Source organism: Ellagibacter isourolithinifaciens, from assembly GCF_008831035.1.
Taxonomy (GTDB): domain Bacteria; phylum Actinomycetota; class Coriobacteriia; order Coriobacteriales; family Eggerthellaceae; genus Ellagibacter; species Ellagibacter isourolithinifaciens.
Genome location: NZ_WAJR01000002.1, coordinates 135,023 through 152,980 on the forward strand (window position 1 = coordinate 135,023; position 17,958 = coordinate 152,980).

Sequence of the window (17,958 nt, forward strand, 5' to 3'; positions counted from 1 at the left end):
TCCTTAGAACAGAAGAAATTATAGCATATATTTATGCAAAATTTATACGCAAATATATACTACACTGATTTTTCCAACGCGAGCAGAGCAGCGCCGGTCGCTCCAACGATTTCGGGGTCCTCGCAGATGAAGAGCTTCTCACCGATGAGCTCCTCGACCGCGCGCACCACGCCGGGGTTTTGGGCAACGCCGCCCGTCATCATGTAGGCACCTTCCAGACCGACGCGCCTCATGAGCGAATACGCCTTGCCGGCCACGGCGCGGCAGACGCCTGCTGCGATGTCGGGTTTCTCCTCGTTGTTGGCGATGAGCGAGATGACCTCGGACTCCGCGAAAACCGAGCACATGCTGGCGATTTCCAGGTGCTTCTTACTTTCGAGCGCCGCTGGCCCCAGCTCGTCGAGGCTGATCTCGAGCGAGCGCGCGATCATTTCGAGAAAACGTCCCGTGCCAGCCGCGCACTTGTCGTTCATCGCGAAATCGGTTACCTCGCCCGTGGCGTTCACGTGGATGGCCTTGCTGTCCTGGCCGCCGATGTCGAGGATGGTGCGAACGGCGGGGTTGAAGTAGTGCGCACCTCGCCCGTGGCAGCTGATCTCGGTTACATTCTCGTCGGCGAATGGAATGCTCACGCGACCGTATCCGGTGGCGATGGTGCATGCGATTTGGTCGGGTGCGATACCTGCGCGCTCGAGCGCTTCGCGATACGCTCGCTCGGCGGAGGCGCCCGCCTTCGCGCCCGTTCTGATGACGACGCTCGCGACGATCTCGCGCGCCTCGTTCATGACGACGGCGTTTGTGGAAGTCGAGCCCGAGTCGAGCCCGACGACGAAGGTTGCGGTTTTGCTCATGGGTGAGCCTTTCTGGCTTGCGAGGTGTTCTTTTTGCGAGGCGCCTATCGATTCGAGGAACGCCTCGAGCCGTGTGAGCATCTGCCCGTGGCTTTGCACGGTGCAATCGGTCTCAAGCGCGAGTATCGGCGCGGGCGATGTCCGTTTAAGGTCGCTGTACTCGTAGGAATACATGTCGCAAAATTGCACGGTATGGAAGACCAGCCCATCGATCTGGGGAAGGACGTGGTCGAAGAAGGCTTTGCGCGGGGATATGTCCCGCATGCGCGCGCAGGGAAGCTGCGTGAGCACGTCGTGCGCATAGTGAGCAAGCGTGTCCGCCTTTTGGGGCACGAAGCGGCGGCTTGCGTTCGTGCAGGTGATGTCGAGGGCGATGTTCACGCCGTGCGATTCGAGGATTCGCTTGATTTCGGCGTTCGCGCGTGCGCCTGCGATGCCTACGTTGGGCATCGCAGGGGAGAAGTGCGTCTGCGGTTGCAAGGCGTTGTCGACCCGCGGGGCGGCGACGGCCTCGTCCGCATTGCGCTCAGAAGCTTCGCAGCCTTCGCTCCATGCGGCCGAGTCCGCCGCCTGGTTGCTGCTGGCGAAACTTTGCGAGACGGAGCTCGACTTCGCGAGGCGGAATGAAGGCTGCGCAGCTTCTGAATGAAGTCTCGCGTAGTCGAGCTCCAAGGATGAGTCGCAGGTTCCTTCTGCAGGGCAAGGGGTGCCGCCGAGCTGGGCGAACAGCTTCTTTTCCGAAAACGTTGCATTGGCAAACTTGCCGTATGAGGAAAGGAGTTCGGCCACGCGTCGCTCGAACAGCGCGCAGGCTGCCTCGCCCGTGTCGCGCGGCACGTCGAGCACGTGGATGAACAGGTTGGGAGCTTGCGCGCGCAGCGCGTCGGCGAGGCGGCGCATACTGTCGCAGCAGGTGGTCAGCACGATGCCGTCAAGGTTACCCGAAAGGACGGTCTCGAACGTCGCCTTCGCGAAACTGCACACGTTTGCGTGCATGCAAGACTCGGCAGCGTCGAAGCTGACGAGGCTCTCATCAGGCTCGATGCGCTCCATATGCGCGCCCATCGCCTCGAGCGCCTCGGCGGGGACGTATTTGCAGACATACCCGATCCTCATCGCGCGCCGCCTTTCGTCTCGGCGGTCCCGCCTTGCGCAGTGCTTTCCTCGTTGACGTTTCCGCCCTGCGCGGCGCCTTCTGCCCGCTTCGCCTCGAGCACCTCGAAGAATGCCTCGAGGCGCGTCTTTATCTGCCCGTCGTGGCTGTTGCGCTCGTCGATGCCGTCGCCGTCGAGCTGCAGAAGCGGCACGCCGGCTTCGTGCAGGTGCTCGCGCAAAAGGGCGCTCCCGCCTGAGGACTGCTTGCATCCCCAGTGGCAGAAGTGGATGACGCCGTCGGCGTGCGTCGCGTCGAGCAGACGGTCGACGAGTACGAGCTTGCGTTCGTAGGGGCCGTTCATTGCGTTGCCGATGAGCTTTTTGGCGAGCGCGCGAAAAGGATCGGCGTCGTCGAGGTCGCTCATCGTGCAAAAGGCCATATCGACGGCGACGATCTGATGGGCCGGGCTGTAGTCGAAGGCGGCTTTCAGGCTTTGCTGGTAGTACGGCATGAGGTGCACCCAAAGGATTTTGTCGCCCTGAAGCCTCGGCGCACGCTTGATGTCGTCCACCATGAAGCGCAAAAGATCGTGCAACTCCTCGCTTCCCGCCGAAAGCTGCATGGCGAGTACGAAGAACAGGTGATGAATGAACTCGGCCGGGTAGAAGTGCTCCGCTTGCAGGCGCATGAATTCCCAGGCGAGGATATTCGTCTCGCGCTCGACTTCCAGAAGATGGGAAAGGCGGCTCTCGTCGAAGGGCACGCCCGTCAACTCTTCGAGCGTACGCGCGAGCTCTCGCAGCTGGTCGGCGAGGTAGTCGATCGATGCGTCATCGTTATCGTAGGGCACATCGAGCAGCACCATGGGGACGTCCATCCGTTGCCCGAGCTGGCGGAAGGTGCTCAGGTTACCGTCGCAGGCGCAGGAGGTGGTCACGGCGAGCCGTGGCGCATGCAGCACGCCCGTCTCCATCATCCCCATGACCGTTTTGTGGTACGTGCACAGCGTGGGCGCGATGCCGGATTCCTGTGCGCGGTCGATGAAGTACGGCGCTGCGTGGTATCCCGAGAAAAAGCTTGCCAGGCACTCGACGCTTACGGTTCCCAGACCGAAGCACTCCATGATCTCCACCGGTGCGAACACGTTGCCCCATACGTAGTTGCTTTCATGTCCGAGCTGGTCAGACACGAGGCCCAGTGTGTAGGCCTCCAGTTTGTGATAGCCGCGCGCCGCATGGAAGTTGGGAAGATGGCGCGATCCCCAGGTGTTGCCGCGAAAGCCGATGAGGGCGTCTCGCCAGGCGCGCTCGGGGTCGGTCTCGCACGTGCGCCGCACGTGGTCCATGTAACGGTGTATGGGGTCGGCGAAAGGTCTCACTCTGAAACTTCCTGTTTTGCCTGCTCGCGAAGCGATTTGAGAATCGCTCGCTTGCGGGCTTGCTTTTTATCATAGGCTGCGCGTGCGGCGCGATGCTGTTTGAGCTCCGCCTCGGCGGCGGCGATCTCGGCGGCGTGCTCGGCGCGTTCTGCCTGTTTCGCGGCTGCTCGCTGCGCCTTGCGCTCTGCTCGCTCGGCGGCTGCTTCCTCGTCGCTTATGCGGCAACCGCAGTAATTCTGGCGATACATCTCGAGGGCGCGGCTTCGGCGCGTGGCCTCGTCGTAGTAGGGGCGGAAGTCCTCGAAGACGCCCTCGATTCCCTCTCGCTTGGCCGCCCGGCGCACTTCTTGCTCGATGACCTGGGTGTATTGGTAGGGGCTTACGGAAAGCGTGGTGCCGATGCCGTCGAAGCCCCGCTCGGCAGCCACCCGCGCCGTCTCTTCGAGGCGTAGCCGATAGCACGCGCGGCAGCGGGCCTCTCGGCGCGCGGGGTCGACGGAAAGGACGTCGGCGCGGAGGGATGCGTCCTCGCCTGTGGCCGATTGAGTTTCCCTGCGTGCTGCCTGCACGTCGGCGAGCGCTGCATCTCCGATGCGCCCCGCAGCCTCTTCCCAGGTGGCAGGGTCGTAAGGACCCTCGATGACGGGAATGCCCTCGCTTTTCGCCCAATCCTCGAGCGTGGCGAGGCGGTGCGCGTACTCTTCGCGCGGTGCGATGTTCGAGTTTGCGTAGTAAATGGCGATATCGTGTCCCGCCGCTTGGAGAAGGCGCACAGGCTCGAGCGAGCATGGCCCGCAGCATGCGTGCAAAAGCAATTTCATCTGCGGCTCCTCTCGCCCTCGTGGATTCAACCCAACGGATACTAGCACAGGGCCGAACTCAGCCTGTGCCGCCGCTGGCGAAACCGCCAAACCTCGATGTTTGCAAAGGCGTGGCGTGCATGCTTTCGCCCCTCGTTTTCCGCACTTTGCGTGTTTGGCGTCGCGCTCGGCGGCCGAGGCGTTCCACTCTTTTATACTGTTGTTCGTATCGAATGTGCGGTCCGCCCGTTGGGGCGGTCTTTTTCTGGGAAGGGTCTTTCATGGCGAACACGTCATATCGCGCGATATTGTTCGACCTCGACGGCACGTTGTGCCCGATGGAGCTCGATGAATTCTTGGGCGGGTACTTCAAGGACATCGCCCGTTTTGCGGCTGAGCAGGGGATCGACGGCGAGAAGTTCGCGCGTGCGTTCGGTGCAGGCGCTTCCGCCATGGCCAAGCGCGAACCTGGCGGGAAGACGAACTACGATGTGTTCTGGGACGCGTTCTTCGCCGTGCTCGATCGCGACGCTGCCGATTGGGACGCGATGTTCGCGGGCTACTACGAGACGAGGTTCGGCGCTATCGGTGCAGATGTTCAGCCGAACCCGGCAGCGCACCGTGCCCTCGAGCTGCTCGTTGCGAAGGGGTATCCGCTCGTGCTGGCGACCCAGCCGATGTTTCCCCGTCGCGCGGTCGAGTGGCGCCTTGCATGGGGTGGCGTAGGCGACGCACCGTTTCGCTACATTTCTACGTACGAGAACTCCTCGACGGTGAAACCGCAGGTGGAATACTATGCGGAGGTTCTCGCGAATTGCGGGCTTTCCGCCGACGAGGTGCTCATGGTGGGTAACAACACGCTCGATGACTTGGCGTCGGCCGATCTTGGCTGCGACGTGTACCTGGTGACCGATCACCTTATGGACCCTCAGGGCCGTGGGCTCGAAGGCGTGAAGCACTCAACGATGGCCGAGTTTGCAGCGTGGGTGGACGACCTTCCGACCTGCGATGATCCTGCGACGATTGAGGGAGGCGCGAACTAGCATGGCGCTTTTCGACTGCACGTGCGACGCTAAAAGCGGCAGTGCCCGCGCGCTCACCTTCACGACGGCGCACGGTGATTTCCACACGCCTATGTTTATGCCCGTCGGCACATCGGCCACGGTGAAGGGCATCACCCCGCCGCAGCTTCGCGAGCTGAAATCCCAGGTGGTGCTTGCGAACACCTACCATCTCTCGCAGCGCCCCGGTGAAGATGTGGTCGCGCAAGCCGGCGGGGTGCACAAGTTTATGAACTACGATGGGCCGATGCTCACCGACTCGGGCGGGTTCCAGATCTTCTCGCTCGCCGATACGCGCAAGCTCGACGACGACGGCGTCACCTTCCGCTCGATTTACGACGGCAGCTATGTGCGTTGGACGCCCGAGGAGAACATGCGCATCCAGGAAGCGCTTGGCGCCGACATCGCCATGCAGCTCGATCAGTGCCCGCCGTACCCTGCGACGCGCGAGTTCGTCGAGCGCGCGGTCGACCTGTCGGCTATGTGGGCGCGCCGTTGCCTGGCGGCGCACAAACGGTCCGATCAGACGCTCTTCGGCATCGTGCAGGGCGGCATGAACCTCGATTTGCGCCTGGAGAGCATCCGCCGCTTGCGCGAAATCGAAGATGAGAGCCTGGTTGCCGGCGGGCGCCGATTCGGTGGCTTCGGCATCGGCGGCTACTCGGTGGGCGAGGACCACGAGACGATGTTCGAGACGCTGGGCCAGGTGGCGCGCGCATTGCCTGACGATCGTCCGCGCTATCTCATGGGTGTGGGCAATCCCACCACGCTCGTGCGCGCGGTGGGCGAGGGCGTCGACATGTTCGACTGCGTGCTTCCCACGCGCACGGCGCGCATGGGCACGGCGTTTTCGAGCCAGGGCCGTATGAACATGCGCAACGCCAAATATACGCGCGACTTCACGCCGCTCGATCCCGAGTGCACGTGCCCGACCTGCCAAAACCACACACGGGCCTACATTCGCCATCTTGTGAAGCAGGACGAAATGCTCGGCGGCATCTTGCTCTCCATTCACAACCTGCACTATTTGCTCGACCTCATGCGCCGCGCGCGCGAGGCCGTGCTTGCCGATGCGTATGCCGAGTTCGAGGCGGAATGGATGGCAAGCCCTGCGGCGAAGGACTATTAAGACAGAAGCCGCCCGGTACCGAGGGCTGTCGGCGCCGGGCGGCTTCTTCCATCGACAAAACTTGCATATTTGACAAGTTTCGTCGATGTGATAGTCAAAACTTGCAAATCTCGCAAGTTTTGACTATGGGATAGAAATTGTGAACAGCATCGACTTCCTTCTGCATCGGTAGGTCGCATATGAACCTCGCAGGCTTTGCGAGTCGGCGGAGGGGCTCTTACAGCAGCTTGATTGCGGCGGCCCCTAGAATCATGATGAGGACGCCGAGTATCTTCTGCCTGTTAACTGCTTTTTTCGGAGACTCGAATATCCCGAAATGATCGACCAGAATGCCGCCCGTCGTGGAGCCGACCAAAAGAACGACAACCGTCATTTCGCTAAGGACGGAGAATGCCTTCCACAGCCAGCTATCATCCTGACGACGGGGGTGCTTTCCGATGATGCCCTCCTGCGTTTTGCTAGGCTTCTTTACCGCAATTTTATCTACCTTTCAGAATAATTTTTTGCATCATGACACAAGTTGCTTTCTCATGCGGCCTAGTTGTGCAAAAATGTGAGGGTTAGGTTTACTGGCAGATTTCCCGTCGCGCATGGTTTTGCGGTAGGGGGACAGGGCAAGGAAGAAAACGCACATGGCGGAACCTCAGAAAAAGAAGAAGCATCATAATAAGGATAGGCGCAACGTGTGGCTGCTCGTGGTCATGGCGCTTTTGGTCATCGGCTCGATCGTGATGTTCACACCGCCGCAGGAAAAGATCAACCAAGGCCTCGACATTCAAGGTGGCCTTTCGGTCGTGCTCACGGCGCACAACAACGACGGGTCGGATGTTTCCACTGAGGACATGGAATCTTCGCGCGCGATTATCGAGAACCGCGTGAATGCCCTTGGCGCATCCGAGGCGGTCGTGCAGATTCAGGGCAACGACCAGATCCTCGTGCAGATCCCCGGCCTATCCGACACCGAGGAAGCGCTCAATACCATCGGCAAGACGGGCAAGCTCGAGTTCGCGCGACTTGACTCTTTCACCGATTCCGATGTGAAGACGAAGATTCAAAACGGCCAATACGGCACGCAGGGCACGGTGACTGACGCGTTCGGCAATTCTTTCCCGAGCGAAGAGGTGCAGCACCTTAAGGTCGAAGAGGGCACGTACACGCCGATCATCACCGGCTCGAACCTCGAGAAGGTCGATGTGGGCCAGGCTTCCCAGACCTCGACCGACTATGCGGTTAACCTGCGCCTTGACTCCGAGGGCACGAAGGCCTTCGCCGAGGCAACTGAAGACCTCGCTCCCACCAAGGGCCAGATCGTCATCATCCTCGACGGTGAGGTGCAGTCCGCTCCCGCCGTGCAGTCCGTTATCTCCGACGGCAACGTTTCCATCACTGGCGGCTATACGCTCGACGCGGCCAAGCAGATGAAGACCGTGCTCGAGTCCGGCTCGCTGCCTGTGAGCTTCGAGTATGCGCAAAGCCAGGTCGTCGGCCCGACGCTCGGCCAGGATGCGCTGCAGTCCGGCGTGCTCGTAGCGCTCATCGGCCTTGTGATCGTTATGATTTACCTGCTCGTGTTCTACGAGGGGCTCGGCATCATCACCGCGGCGGCAATGGCCGTGTTCGCAGCGATTTACCTGGGCATCCTCGCGCTGCTTTCCGCATTCGGCCTGTTCAGCCTTTCTATGGCGGGCATCGCCGGCGTCGTTTTGACCATCGGCATGGCGGCCGACTCCTCCATCCTGACGCTCGAGCGCTTCCGCGAGGAAATTCGCATGGGCCGAAGCGTGCGCGCTGCATCCATCACGGGTGTCCGCCACGGCATCCTGACCTCGATCGACGCCGACCTTGTGACGCTCGTCTCCGCGCTCACGCTGTTCTTCCTGGCGAGCGCCTCGGTCAAGGGCTTCGGCATGACGCTTGCTTTGGGTATCGTGTGCGACATCGTCATGATGCTTCTGTTCAAGGCGCCGCTCATCCGTCTTCTCGCCCCGAAGCTCATCGCGAAGCACCCCAAGTTCTGGGGCGTGGAGGACTGCATCGAGGCTGTGCCTTACTTCCAGGGCGTGAAGCAGGCCGCTTCCCGCAAGGACGTGCGCGGCCGCTTCATCAAGCTCGACATCAACCTTTTGGGGCTTAAGAAGATCTTCCTCACCGTGGCCTGCTGCGCGATGGTGCTTGTCGCCATTATCGTCGGCGTGCGCGGTATGAACTTCGGCATCGAGTTCGTCGGCGGCACGTCGGTGACCTTCCACGGCACGGGCGACGTTACGACTGAGCAGGTCCGTGATGCGTTCAGCGATGCGGGCGAGTCCGACGCGGTCATCCAGACCACGACGGCCGACGGCGAGCCGGGCTTCCTCGTCCGCACCACCACGACTTCCGCTGAAGATGCGACGGCGACGGCGAACGAGGTGGCGGACACCTTCGGTTGGACAACCGACAGCTTCGAGGTCACCACGATCGGTCCTGACTGGGGCGCAAGCGTCATCCAGTCGTCGGCAATCGCGTTCTTCATCTCGCTGTTGCTGATCATCGCCTACATCTCGATTCGCTTCCGCGATCCGAAGATGGGCGTGACCGCGGTTGTGGCGCTGCTGCATGACCTCGTCATCGTCGTGGGCGTTTACGTGCTCGTCGGTCGCGAGATCACCCCGAACACCATCGCCGCCCTGCTCACCATCTTGGGTTATTCGCTCTACGACACGGTGGTCGTGTTCCACCGCATCAACGAGAACATGAAGGACGAGTCGGTGAAGTGCACCTTCGCCACCATGGCGAACCACTCGGTGAACGAGGTTCTCGTGCGATCGCTCAACACGTCGATCACCTCGCTCATCCCAGTTGTTGCGATGCTGCTGTTCGGCGGCGAGACGCTGAAGGACTTCGCGCTCGCCATGACGATCGGTCTGGTGTGCGGCTGCTACTCGTCTTACGCCATCGCGACGCCGCTCTACGTCATCTGGAAGACGCACGAGCCGCGCTTCAAGAAGCTGCAGAAGAAGTACGGCAACGACATCCAGCGCTGGTTCCTGAATCGCCTTCCGGGTGCGGCGGTCCCCGCTGTGGCTGCGGCGGCTGCTGGTGACGCGGCTTCTTCGGTGGACGCTGGCGCTTCCGAGGGTTCGGCGGCTGTGACTTCGGCAGTGTCGCCTCATGACGCGGCGGTTTCGCCCGACTTCGGCAAGAAGAAGCCTTCGCGCGCCGAGCGCAAGGGGAAGAAGTAAGGCGGAGCGGCTTTTGCCGGTTTGCGCGAATGCGATTGATTTGCGAGCCCTTGCACGATAAGGCGGGGGCTCGCTCTATACTTACGGGTAAGACTTACAGCTACGAGAATGCGGCACCCAATCGGTGCGCGAAAAGAGAGGAGCGCCCCGTGCGCGAAGGTTCGAACCCTAATTTTTGCCCGCCCGTCGAGGAGGGCCTGACCATCAACTTCGAGGACTCCAAAGGCGATGCGACCGTTCTGGAATTCCTCGGCCTGCTTCTGCATGGCGGCCACCGCTATGGCGTGTTTTTCCCGGTGAGCGAGGAGGAGCCGGCGCTCTCTTCGGGCGAGGTGATCATCCTTGAGGCGGTGGAGTTCGACGAAGACGACCAACCGTCTGCCTTCGAGCTTGTGGAGGACGAAGGCGTGGCGATGGAGGTGTATGCCGCGTTTCAGGAAGCGACGAAGGGCCTCTACGACTTCGAGTAGGAGCTGCTCCTGCCGCGTCAACCAAGGGAATGGATGAAGCGCTGCGCCGGCGATGGTGCGGCGCTTCGTTGTTGAGCGGGCCTCTTTTGTCGGGCGGGTTTACTCGCCGCCCTCCGTTGCCGAGTGCTGATGGGGTGCGACTTTCAATGGCTGCTCGGGCGTGAGGCTGCGAGTGCGTGGCTGGCTTTGCGAGGCGCTCTATTTCGCGAACGCTTCCTCCAGTATGCGCTCGAAGGGCTCTTTCGATGCGGCAGCCTTCGCGAGCAGGGCGTCTTTCTTGTCGCGCGTGAGGCGCTTGAAGCGATATTCTGCGCTCATCGCGTCGTGCTTGGTGGAGAATTCCGCGCTTGCGAGCAGGGTGAGCGGCCCGCGCCCGCGCGTGTACTTCGCACCCGTGCCTGCGCGATGCCGGGCGAGGCGTGCCTCGATGTCGGGGGTGTAGCCGGTGTAGAGCGTGCCGTCGCCGCATTCGAGGACGTAGAGGTAGTAGCGCTTGGGCTCGCTTGTCGGCGTGCTTGCGGTGGGCGAGGGCGGAGCGGCGTCGGCGGGGGCGACGTTTGCGCTCGTGCCGTCGGGCTCGGGCTTGGGCTTGGGGCCGACGCTCGTGCTCTCGGGCTTAAGCGCGCCACCTCCGGGCAGTGTAATCTCTTTTCCCAGCTCGCTTGCGAGTTCGGGGAGAAGTTTTGCCAGTGTGGCGTCGATCGTCTTCTTCTTCAGCTCGCATTCCCATACCACGTGAACGCGCCAGCCGTCGGCTTCGAGCGCGGCGACGTTCTCGCGGTCGCGCTCGACGTTTCGCTCGAACTTCGCGGTCCAGTACTCCACGTTCTTCTTAGGGGTCGAAAGTTTGCAGTGCGGGCATCGGTGCCAGAAGCATCCGTTCACGAACACGCAGACTTTCTTGCCTGGCCAGGCGATATCGGGGTGCCCTGCGACCTTCCACTGCAGGCGGTATCCGCCAAGTCCCGCCGCGCGCAGCCGCTCGCGCATCAAAAGCTCGGGCTTGGTGTTGGCGCGCTTGTTTCCCTGCATCGACTTGTGCACCGCGAAGTTCGAGGCGGCAGGTGCGTCGATTCGTATGGTGCCATAGGAAACGGAGCCGCCTTTGCGGGTGCGGACGGTTGCGATTCCCTTTGCGTGGTTGCGGTGCGGCTCCTCGGTGGCGCCTTCGTCCGCCGCCGTTTCCCGCTGCCGGTCTACTTCCGCCAGCTCGTCGGCAATCGCGCGGAGTTCGTTGCCCCAGCGCTCGATGAGGCGCTCGGTTTTCCAGGCGGCGTTCGCAGGGCTTGTCGAGGGAAGCACGTGCGCGACAAGCCCGACTTTCCACTGCAGGTAGCGCTTATAGAGGCGGCCCGCCGTGGCGCCGTTGCAGATGACGGCCTCGATATGCGCGCACTCGATGATGCGCTCGATGTGCGCGGGCACGACGTTTTTGATGCTCGCGTCCGAGGACCCCTTGATGTCGCATTCCTCGATGGCATCCCACAGCGCGATGCCGCCCTCGAGGAGAAGCGCCTTCTTCGCGGCAATCGACTCCTCAAGCGATGCTGTGCTGCCGTTCGGGGGCAGGGGCTCGCCTTCGTTGGGCGGCACCGGCTTGCCGAGGGAGTGCGCGATGACGCGCCAGAAGCGGTTTTGCGGGTTGCCGTAGTAGAAGGCGTTCGCGCGCGAGAGCACCGAGGGAAACGACCCTAGCACGAGGACGCGGGAGTGCTCGTCGAATACCGGATCGAACCCGTGCGAGATATGCTGATAGCTTGCCATGCGTGAAAGTATAGCGCAGCCGCAGCGTTGCGCTTGTCAAGCCCCTTGCGCGAGCCTTTGGCGCACAAAAAATTTTCTCCTGGGGTTTTGCGGTGGTGGAAAACTGCGTTTTCGAGGCGCCCAAACAATGCGCGCCTTTCGTGACGAGGTGGGGTTATGCCGATTTCGGGGCAAGTGGAAAACTATCGGGAAAACACCATCTATGGATTTTTCAATATAAGAAAACACAACATCTTGTGTTTGAATGTCGTATCATAAGCACATAAGATAGGTGGATGCGCAGGCGTCCGCACGCAGTAAACCCCTTAAAGATCGTGAGTAGCGTCTCTGACGTCGGGAAATACCTTCCCGCGCGGTCGCGTCCCCATTGCGGGCGAGCAAGACGGTTTCAGATAAGCAACGAAGAGGAAGTGCCATGAAGATTATCAAGCGCAGCGGCTCGGAAGTGCCCTTCGACATCGACAAGATTGTGAACGCCATCAAGGCCGCCAACAACGAGGTTCCGCAAAACGAGCGCTTGACCGACGAGCAGGTTGCGCTCGCCGCCCATAGCGTCGAGTGGCTGTGCGGTCGCTCGGGTCACACTGTGTCGGTCGAGGAAATCCAGGACATGGTGGAAGACCAGATTATGGCGCAGGGCCGCTACACCGTGGCGCGCAAGTACATCATCTACCGCTACGTGCAATCCTTGAAGCGCCATTCCAACACGACCGACGACAAGATCCTCTCGCTCATCGAGTGCAACAACGAGGAGGCGAAGCAGGAGAACTCCAACAAGAACCCCACGGTGAACTCCGTGCAGCGCGACTATATGGCGGGCGAGGTGTCCAAGGACATCACGATGCGCTTGCTGCTTCCGCCCGAGGTGGTGCGCGCGCACAACGAAGGCATCATCCACTTCCACGATTCTGACTACTTCGCGCAGCATATGCACAACTGCGACCTGGTGAATCTGGAAGATATGCTGCAGAACGGCACCGTCATCTCGGGCACCATGATCGAGCGCCCGCACAGCTTCTCCACCGCCTGCAACATTGCGACGCAGATTATTGCGCAGGTGGCCAGCTGCCAGTACGGCGGGCAGTCCATCTCGCTCACGCATCTAGCGCCCTTCGTCGACGTTTCCCGCCAGAAGATTCGCCGCCAGGTGCTCCAGGAGATCAACCAGCTCGGGCTCGAGGCCAACGCTGACCGCGTCGCCGAAGTGGTGGAAGGTCGCCTGCGCGACGAGATCCGCCGCGGTGTGCAGACCATCCAGTACCAGGTCGTCACGCTGATGACCACCAACGGTCAGGCCCCGTTCGTCACCGTGTTCATGTACCTGAACGAGGCTCGCTCCGAGGCCGAGAAGCACGACCTCGCCATGATCGTCGAGGAAACGTTGCGCCAGCGCTACGAGGGCGTGAAAAACGAGGCTGGAGTGTGGATCACGCCGGCGTTTCCCAAGCTCATCTACGTGCTCGAGGAAGACAACGTGCGCGAGGACTCGCCGTATTTCTATCTCACGCAGATGGCGGCGAAGTGCACGGCGAAGCGCATGGTGCCCGACTATATCTCCGAGAAGAAGATGCGCGAGATGAAGCTGTCCAAGGGCGAGACGGAGGGCAACGGCGATTGCTACACGTGCATGGGGTGCCGCAGCTTCCTCACGCCCGACCGTTCCGGCAACGGCTACGACAACGTGGCGAACGCGGGCAACTACGAACCGGGCAAGCCGAAATACTATGGGCGCTTCAACCAGGGCGTTGTCACCATCAGCTTGCCTGATGTGGCGCTTTCTTCCCATGGTGACAAGGCGAAGTTCTGGGAGATTTTCGACGAGCGTCTCGAGCTGTGCCGTAAGGCTCTCATGTGCCGCCATAATCGCCTGAAGGGCACGCTTTCCGATGCCGCGCCGATTCTGTGGCAGTACGGTGCGCTTGCGCGCCTTGAGAAGGGCGAGCCGATCGACAAACTGCTCTACGGCGGATATTCCACCATTTCGCTTGGCTACGCGGGGCTCTACGAGTGCGTGAAGTACATGACCGGCCACAGCCATACCGAGGCGGAGGGCACGCCGTTCGCCATGGAGGTCATGCAGCATATGAACGACAAGTGCGCCGAGTGGAAGGCTGAGACCAATATCGACTTCTCGCTCTACGGCACGCCGCTCGAGTCGACCACGTACAAGTTCGCGAAGGCGCTGCAGCGTCGCTTTGGCGTGATCCCCGGCATCACCGATAAGGGCTACATCACGAACAGCTACCATGTGCATGTGACCGAGCAGATCGACGCCTTTGACAAGCTGAAGTTCGAAAGCGCGTTCCAGCGTCTGTCTCCGGGTGGGGCTATCAGCTACGTGGAAGTCCCCAATATGCAGGACAACCTGAAGGCCGTCATCCGCGTCATGCAGTATATCTACGACAACATCATGTACGCGGAGCTCAACACGAAGAGCGATTATTGCCAGGTGTGCGGCTTCGACGGTGAGATTCAGATTGTGGAAGACGACGGCAAGCTCGTGTGGGAGTGCCCTCACTGCGGCAATCGCGATCAGGAAAAGCTCAACGTTGCACGCCGTACCTGCGGTTACATCGGCACGCAGTTCTGGAACCAGGGCCGTACGCAGGAAATCAAGGATCGCGTGCTGCACCTGTAGCGGAAGTATGCTCCTAAGTATTCGGAAGGCCGCCCAAGGGCGGCCTTCTTTCGTTTCGCGATGGGGTAGGCTGGACGGCAGCGAAGTGCTCGGGCGTATTCCAGCGCTTGGCCGAACATGTGCGCCGTTCGCTCGCGGTTCGCCGGTTGCGTTGGGCGGCGCAGCACTCTGCAAAGATGCGCTATTGCTGCGTCGGGGGCGTGGCGCCTGCTGCTTTCTCGACGAAGCCCTCGGCATAAGAGCTCGGCACGACAAGCGAGCCGCCCGATTCGCGCAGGCTTTGGTTTACCAGGTGCATCTGGCGCAGCTTGAAGGCGATTTCGTCGTCTCGGTAGATTTCGGTGGCATCATGGAGCATGGCGGCCACATCCTTCTCGACCTCCGCGAGCACGATGCGCGCGTCCTTTTCACGTTCTGCTTTCGCTGCTGCCGCCATGGCGTTTTGGAGCTCTTTCGGGATCACGATGTCGCGGATTTCCACCGAGATGATGGATATGCCCCAAGGGCTTGTTTTCTCTTCGATCTTGTCGCGGAGTTCCTGGTCCAACTTGTCGCGATGGACGGTTACGTCGGACAAGCTGTTTCTGCCGATCGCGTCGCGAAGTGCTGTCTGCGATGCCATCGATACGGCGTCGTAGTAGTTCTCCACTTCCATGCAGGCTTTTTCAGCGTCCCAAATCATCCAGAATATGGCAGCATCCACATTGACGGGCACAAGGTCTGAAGTCAAAATCTCCTCGGCGCTAAAGCCTGTCAACATCGTGCGCAGGTCTGCTTTGAGTGCGACGTGCTCGATGAAAGGGATAGTGAAATAGGGGCCGGGTCCTGCCATGCGGTTAAATGCGCCTAGGCGCAAGATGACGTCGCGTTCCCATTGCGAGGCGATATGCACCGTGAAAATGGCTATCGTTGCCAAAGCGAATCCGATGCACAGAACCCAGATATTCATTGCGCCGGCAATTAAGTATCCGATAACGGCGACAAGTGCGAACACGATGATGAACACAAACGCCGAAAACACATTCGCAGCGTTGTCGTTCACGTGCCTGGTGCTCGGAGAATTCAAGAACTCGATTTCGGCGGAACGGGCGTTTACAGCTTGTGCGGCAGCGTTTTTCGTCTTGTTGTTAAGAAATCCCATAGTCACGCTTCTCCTCTTCTGCTTCGCGGGACTTGCGCTCCATATCGTCGATGACTGAAAGCATGCGATCGCGGGTCTCGCGATACGTCATGCCCTTCGATCGGTATTGCCTGATGCAGTTTTCGAGCAGGGCGTCGATCGCATCCTCTTCGGATTCGTCGGGCGAAACGTCTCGCTGCACGAACATGCCGCGTCCTCGTACGGACACAATCAACCCAGAAAGCTCGAGGTCGCGATACGCTTTCGTCACGGTGTTGTAATTGATCTTTGCGTCTGCTGCTAACCCGCGTACACTGGGAAGCTGCTCTCCTGGCTTGAGAACTCCCGTGCGGATCAGGTAGGAGAAGCGGTTTCGCAGCTGGGCCCATATGGGCAGGTCAGATGCTTCGTCTACGCGAAATACAACATTGTCTTCATTCGTTTGCAATCTGTCACCTTTTTGGATTGATCTTGTCGTTTTTCGTCGTTTGCGGTCTATGCCGGTATAGCTTCATCAATGGGCCCCGCATGCAATCAGGCAGTACCGCAGGCATAGCCCGCCGAACAAGCATACAAAATCGGATACGGGTATGGTGCGGCATTCCTTGTGCGTTGCCGAGTAGGTTTCAAGTGCGAGGGGCGCCACGATTCCTGCGCCCATTACGCCAACGAGTGCTATGGCCAGCATATTGGGTTCCATCAAAAGATTGACGGACGCGTTTGCCGAGGGGTTGCCAAATGCCGCAAAGGAAAAGATGGCCAGAAAGACAGTTTCTGCAATAAGGCAGGCTATATGGCAAAGTTGAAGCGGCTTGGTCGCGCGCAATAGAAGAGACTGCCCTTGCGTGACCCAGTCAATTAAAAGCACTACGGATACGCCTGACGAAAGAGATGAAAGAACGAATAGGGCGATAATTGACCAATGATTCCAGAAAGGTATGCCGCCTTGGAACAGGAATACTCCCGTATAGGCCATTGTCGCCAGGGCCCCTACGCAACAGAGTATCTCGACGGTGCCTCGTGCGCGTCCGTGAAGCGAAAGGGGGCCTTGCGAGAGCGATACGAGAGACAGCAAAGTTGCCACAAGCGTTTCAATGGCAAGCGTGTAGGCACCGAAGGTGATGACAGTGGGATGAGGACGGAGAAACACCAATAACGCGCGTCCGGGATTCCCCAGATCCCACAGCAGGCAAACCATGGCGAACACGAGCAAGACGACGCCTGCAATATACACACGCCGTCGCAACGCTTCGAATGCGGTCTGCAAACGAGAGGGGCGCTGTGCTCGCCGAAAGAGGAGACTCCACGCAGAGATGACGAAAAGCGCACCTGCAGCCGTGCCACCTAGAAATAAATATGCTATGACCAATGAACCGTAGAGCATGTCCTCGTCTGTTCTCTTCGACCATCGTTATTATCCCACGAAATGATGCAATAGGGAAATACCTATTGACTGATGCAGTGAATCGCAATACTATGACACCAACGAATGGATACGGCTTATTCTGTCGGCCGCGGAGGGGTGCCGTAATTCCATCCGAGGGGTGTATCTCGCGAAAAAGGCGAGCGCTCAAAATCTATTGGGGGTCAGTCCGGAGGGGAACGGCGTAGCGCGCGATCGCTTACCTATCTTCGGCACCGAGGCTGATAGCGAGGTGTTGCAATGATTTCTGAGTTTCCGTTGTTTCTGTTTACGACATTGGCCGGTGTAGCTGCCGGCGCGTATGTGGTGAGTGTTGCTTTTCCAGTGGGCAAAGACGCTAAGAAGACGTGGCTGTTCCCGCTGGTGTGCTTGGTGCTTTTGGCTGTGGGTCTGGCGGGCCTGCCGTTGCACCTGGGTCGTCCCGAGCGTTTGTTCGTCGCGCTCTCGCAGCCTGGCGCCATGATTGCTCAGGAGGCGTACTGGTCGATCGCCCTGGGCGTTATTCTGCTGATCGATCTGGTGATTTCCAAGACGAAGGGATCTTCTCCCCGTGGGCTGCGCATCGTGGGTGGTATTGCCGCATTGGGTCTTATGTTCGTGATGTCTAATGCGTATTTCGTATCCATTGGCGTGTCTGCATGGGCGTCGTGGCAGACGTTCCTGCTGTTTATCCTTGGTGATTTGGCCATGGGTGCTGCGTTGCTTGCTCTTCTCGAGTCCGACCTGATGAAGAACGGCACGTATCTGACAGCTTCTGCCGTATTGAGCGTGCTCGCTGCTGTGGGCGTCGTGCTTGAAACTGTGCACTTCGCAAGCGTCGGTGCGAGCATGGTGCTTTTGATCATTGGTGCTGTAGTCGTGGCTGTTGCCGCCGTCCTGCAGTTCATGGCAAAGTCGGGCAAAATGTCTACCGCAACTGCCGCAAAGGTTGCGTTTGCCTGCGCGTTTGTCGGTATTGCCTTGGCTCGCTACGGTTTTTATGCCGCGTGCGCTCTGTAAGGAAAGGG

The 17,958-nt window shown here is 60.1% G+C and carries 14 protein-coding genes; 6 read left to right on the forward strand and 8 right to left on the reverse strand.

All coding sequences use genetic code 11. The features are described from left to right. Positions 1-59: 59 nt before the first annotated feature. Genes F8C90_RS01800 through F8C90_RS01810 form a run of 3 tightly spaced genes read right to left on the reverse strand, consistent with a single transcriptional unit; the run spans position 60 to position 4,146 of the window. Positions 60-1,967: an acyl-CoA dehydratase activase gene (locus tag F8C90_RS01800; RefSeq protein WP_158048734.1), complete on the reverse strand. Its 1,908-nt coding sequence runs from the start codon at positions 1,965-1,967 to the stop codon at positions 60-62. Then, positions 1,964-3,292 carry a 2-hydroxyacyl-CoA dehydratase subunit D gene (locus F8C90_RS01805; protein WP_158048735.1) on the reverse strand — a complete coding sequence of 443 codons (1,329 nt, stop codon included), beginning with the start codon at positions 3,290-3,292 and terminating at the stop codon, positions 1,964-1,966. The genes F8C90_RS01800 and F8C90_RS01805 overlap by 4 nt, the downstream gene beginning before the upstream one ends. 29 nt (positions 3,293-3,321) lie before the next feature. After that, positions 3,322-4,146, reverse strand: a complete 825-nt coding sequence (locus tag F8C90_RS01810) for an epoxyqueuosine reductase QueH (RefSeq protein ID WP_158048736.1) — start codon at positions 4,144-4,146, stop codon at positions 3,322-3,324. A 260-nt stretch (positions 4,147-4,406) separates the two neighbouring features. Here F8C90_RS01810 and F8C90_RS01815 point away from each other — a divergent pair, with 260 nt between their 5' ends. Beyond that, complete coding sequence (locus F8C90_RS01815) at positions 4,407-5,168, forward strand: HAD family hydrolase (protein ID WP_158048737.1); 762 nt, start codon at positions 4,407-4,409, stop codon at positions 5,166-5,168. 1 nt (position 5,169) lies between these two features. Continuing rightward, complete coding sequence (tgt, locus tag F8C90_RS01820; protein ID WP_158048738.1) at positions 5,170-6,315, forward strand: tRNA guanosine(34) transglycosylase Tgt; 1,146 nt, start codon at positions 5,170-5,172, stop codon at positions 6,313-6,315. Positions 6,316-6,532: 217 nt separating this feature from the next. On the opposite strand, the gene F8C90_RS01825 is transcribed toward tgt, so the two are convergent. Further along, positions 6,533-6,688, reverse strand: coding sequence for a DMT family transporter (locus tag F8C90_RS01825; protein ID WP_158048739.1), 156 nt, complete (start codon positions 6,686-6,688; stop codon positions 6,533-6,535). Between the two features lie 259 nt (positions 6,689-6,947). Between F8C90_RS01825 and secD the strand changes: the two genes are divergently transcribed. Continuing rightward, entirely contained in the window at positions 6,948-9,536 is a 2,589-nt protein-coding gene (secD, locus tag F8C90_RS01830; RefSeq protein ID WP_158048740.1) for a protein translocase subunit SecD, read from the forward strand. A 149-nt stretch (positions 9,537-9,685) separates the two neighbouring features. Beyond that, complete coding sequence (locus tag F8C90_RS01835; protein ID WP_211360980.1) at positions 9,686-10,006, forward strand: DUF1292 domain-containing protein; 321 nt, start codon at positions 9,686-9,688, stop codon at positions 10,004-10,006. A 198-nt stretch (positions 10,007-10,204) separates the two neighbouring features. Here F8C90_RS01835 and vsr read toward each other — a convergent pair whose 3' ends face one another. After that, positions 10,205-11,770, reverse strand: a complete 1,566-nt coding sequence (vsr, locus tag F8C90_RS11350; protein WP_158048742.1) for a DNA mismatch endonuclease Vsr — start codon at positions 11,768-11,770, stop codon at positions 10,205-10,207. 415 nt (positions 11,771-12,185) lie between these two features. Between vsr and nrdD the strand changes: the two genes are divergently transcribed. Beyond that, entirely contained in the window at positions 12,186-14,408 is a 2,223-nt protein-coding gene (gene nrdD, locus F8C90_RS01845) for an anaerobic ribonucleoside-triphosphate reductase (RefSeq protein ID WP_158048743.1), read from the forward strand. A 181-nt stretch (positions 14,409-14,589) separates the two neighbouring features. On the opposite strand, the gene F8C90_RS01850 is transcribed toward nrdD, so the two are convergent. The 3 genes from F8C90_RS01850 to nrfD all read right to left on the reverse strand — a co-directional run bounded on the left by F8C90_RS01850 (position 14,590) and on the right by nrfD (position 16,912). Then, positions 14,590-15,549, reverse strand: a complete 960-nt coding sequence (locus tag F8C90_RS01850; RefSeq protein WP_246155732.1) for a slipin family protein — start codon at positions 15,547-15,549, stop codon at positions 14,590-14,592. Beyond that, positions 15,536-15,976, reverse strand: coding sequence for a GntR family transcriptional regulator (locus F8C90_RS01855; RefSeq protein WP_246155733.1), 441 nt, complete (start codon positions 15,974-15,976; stop codon positions 15,536-15,538). The genes F8C90_RS01850 and F8C90_RS01855 overlap by 14 nt, the downstream gene beginning before the upstream one ends. A 66-nt stretch (positions 15,977-16,042) precedes the next feature. After that, positions 16,043-16,912, reverse strand: coding sequence for an NrfD/PsrC family molybdoenzyme membrane anchor subunit (nrfD, locus tag F8C90_RS01860; RefSeq protein ID WP_158048745.1), 870 nt, complete (start codon positions 16,910-16,912; stop codon positions 16,043-16,045). Between the two features lie 279 nt (positions 16,913-17,191). On the opposite strand from nrfD, the gene F8C90_RS01865 reads away from it, so the two are divergent. Then, positions 17,192-17,950, forward strand: coding sequence for a DmsC/YnfH family molybdoenzyme membrane anchor subunit (locus tag F8C90_RS01865; RefSeq protein WP_158048746.1), 759 nt, complete (start codon positions 17,192-17,194; stop codon positions 17,948-17,950). Positions 17,951-17,958 lie beyond the last annotated feature (8 nt).

Coding starts and splice junctions, on each gene's coding strand:
- F8C90_RS01800 (WP_158048734.1), bottom strand. CDS start 1,967: ATGAGGATCGGGTATGTCTGCAAATACGTCCCCGCCGAGGCGCTCGAG.
- F8C90_RS01805 (WP_158048735.1), bottom strand. CDS start 3,292: ATGGACCACGTGCGGCGCACGTGCGAGACCGACCCCGAGCGCGCCTGG.
- F8C90_RS01810 (WP_158048736.1), bottom strand. CDS start 4,146: ATGAAATTGCTTTTGCACGCATGCTGCGGGCCATGCTCGCTCGAGCCT.
- F8C90_RS01815 (WP_158048737.1), top strand. CDS start 4,407: ATGGCGAACACGTCATATCGCGCGATATTGTTCGACCTCGACGGCACG.
- tgt (WP_158048738.1), top strand. CDS start 5,170: ATGGCGCTTTTCGACTGCACGTGCGACGCTAAAAGCGGCAGTGCCCGC.
- F8C90_RS01825 (WP_158048739.1), bottom strand. CDS start 6,688: ATGACGGTTGTCGTTCTTTTGGTCGGCTCCACGACGGGCGGCATTCTG.
- secD (WP_158048740.1), top strand. CDS start 6,948: ATGGCGGAACCTCAGAAAAAGAAGAAGCATCATAATAAGGATAGGCGC.
- vsr (WP_158048742.1), bottom strand. CDS start 11,770: ATGGCAAGCTATCAGCATATCTCGCACGGGTTCGATCCGGTATTCGAC.
- nrdD (WP_158048743.1), top strand. CDS start 12,186: ATGAAGATTATCAAGCGCAGCGGCTCGGAAGTGCCCTTCGACATCGAC.
- F8C90_RS01850 (WP_246155732.1), bottom strand. CDS start 15,549: ATGGGATTTCTTAACAACAAGACGAAAAACGCTGCCGCACAAGCTGTA.
- nrfD (WP_158048745.1), bottom strand. CDS start 16,912: ATGCTCTACGGTTCATTGGTCATAGCATATTTATTTCTAGGTGGCACG.
- F8C90_RS01865 (WP_158048746.1), top strand. CDS start 17,192: ATGATTTCTGAGTTTCCGTTGTTTCTGTTTACGACATTGGCCGGTGTA.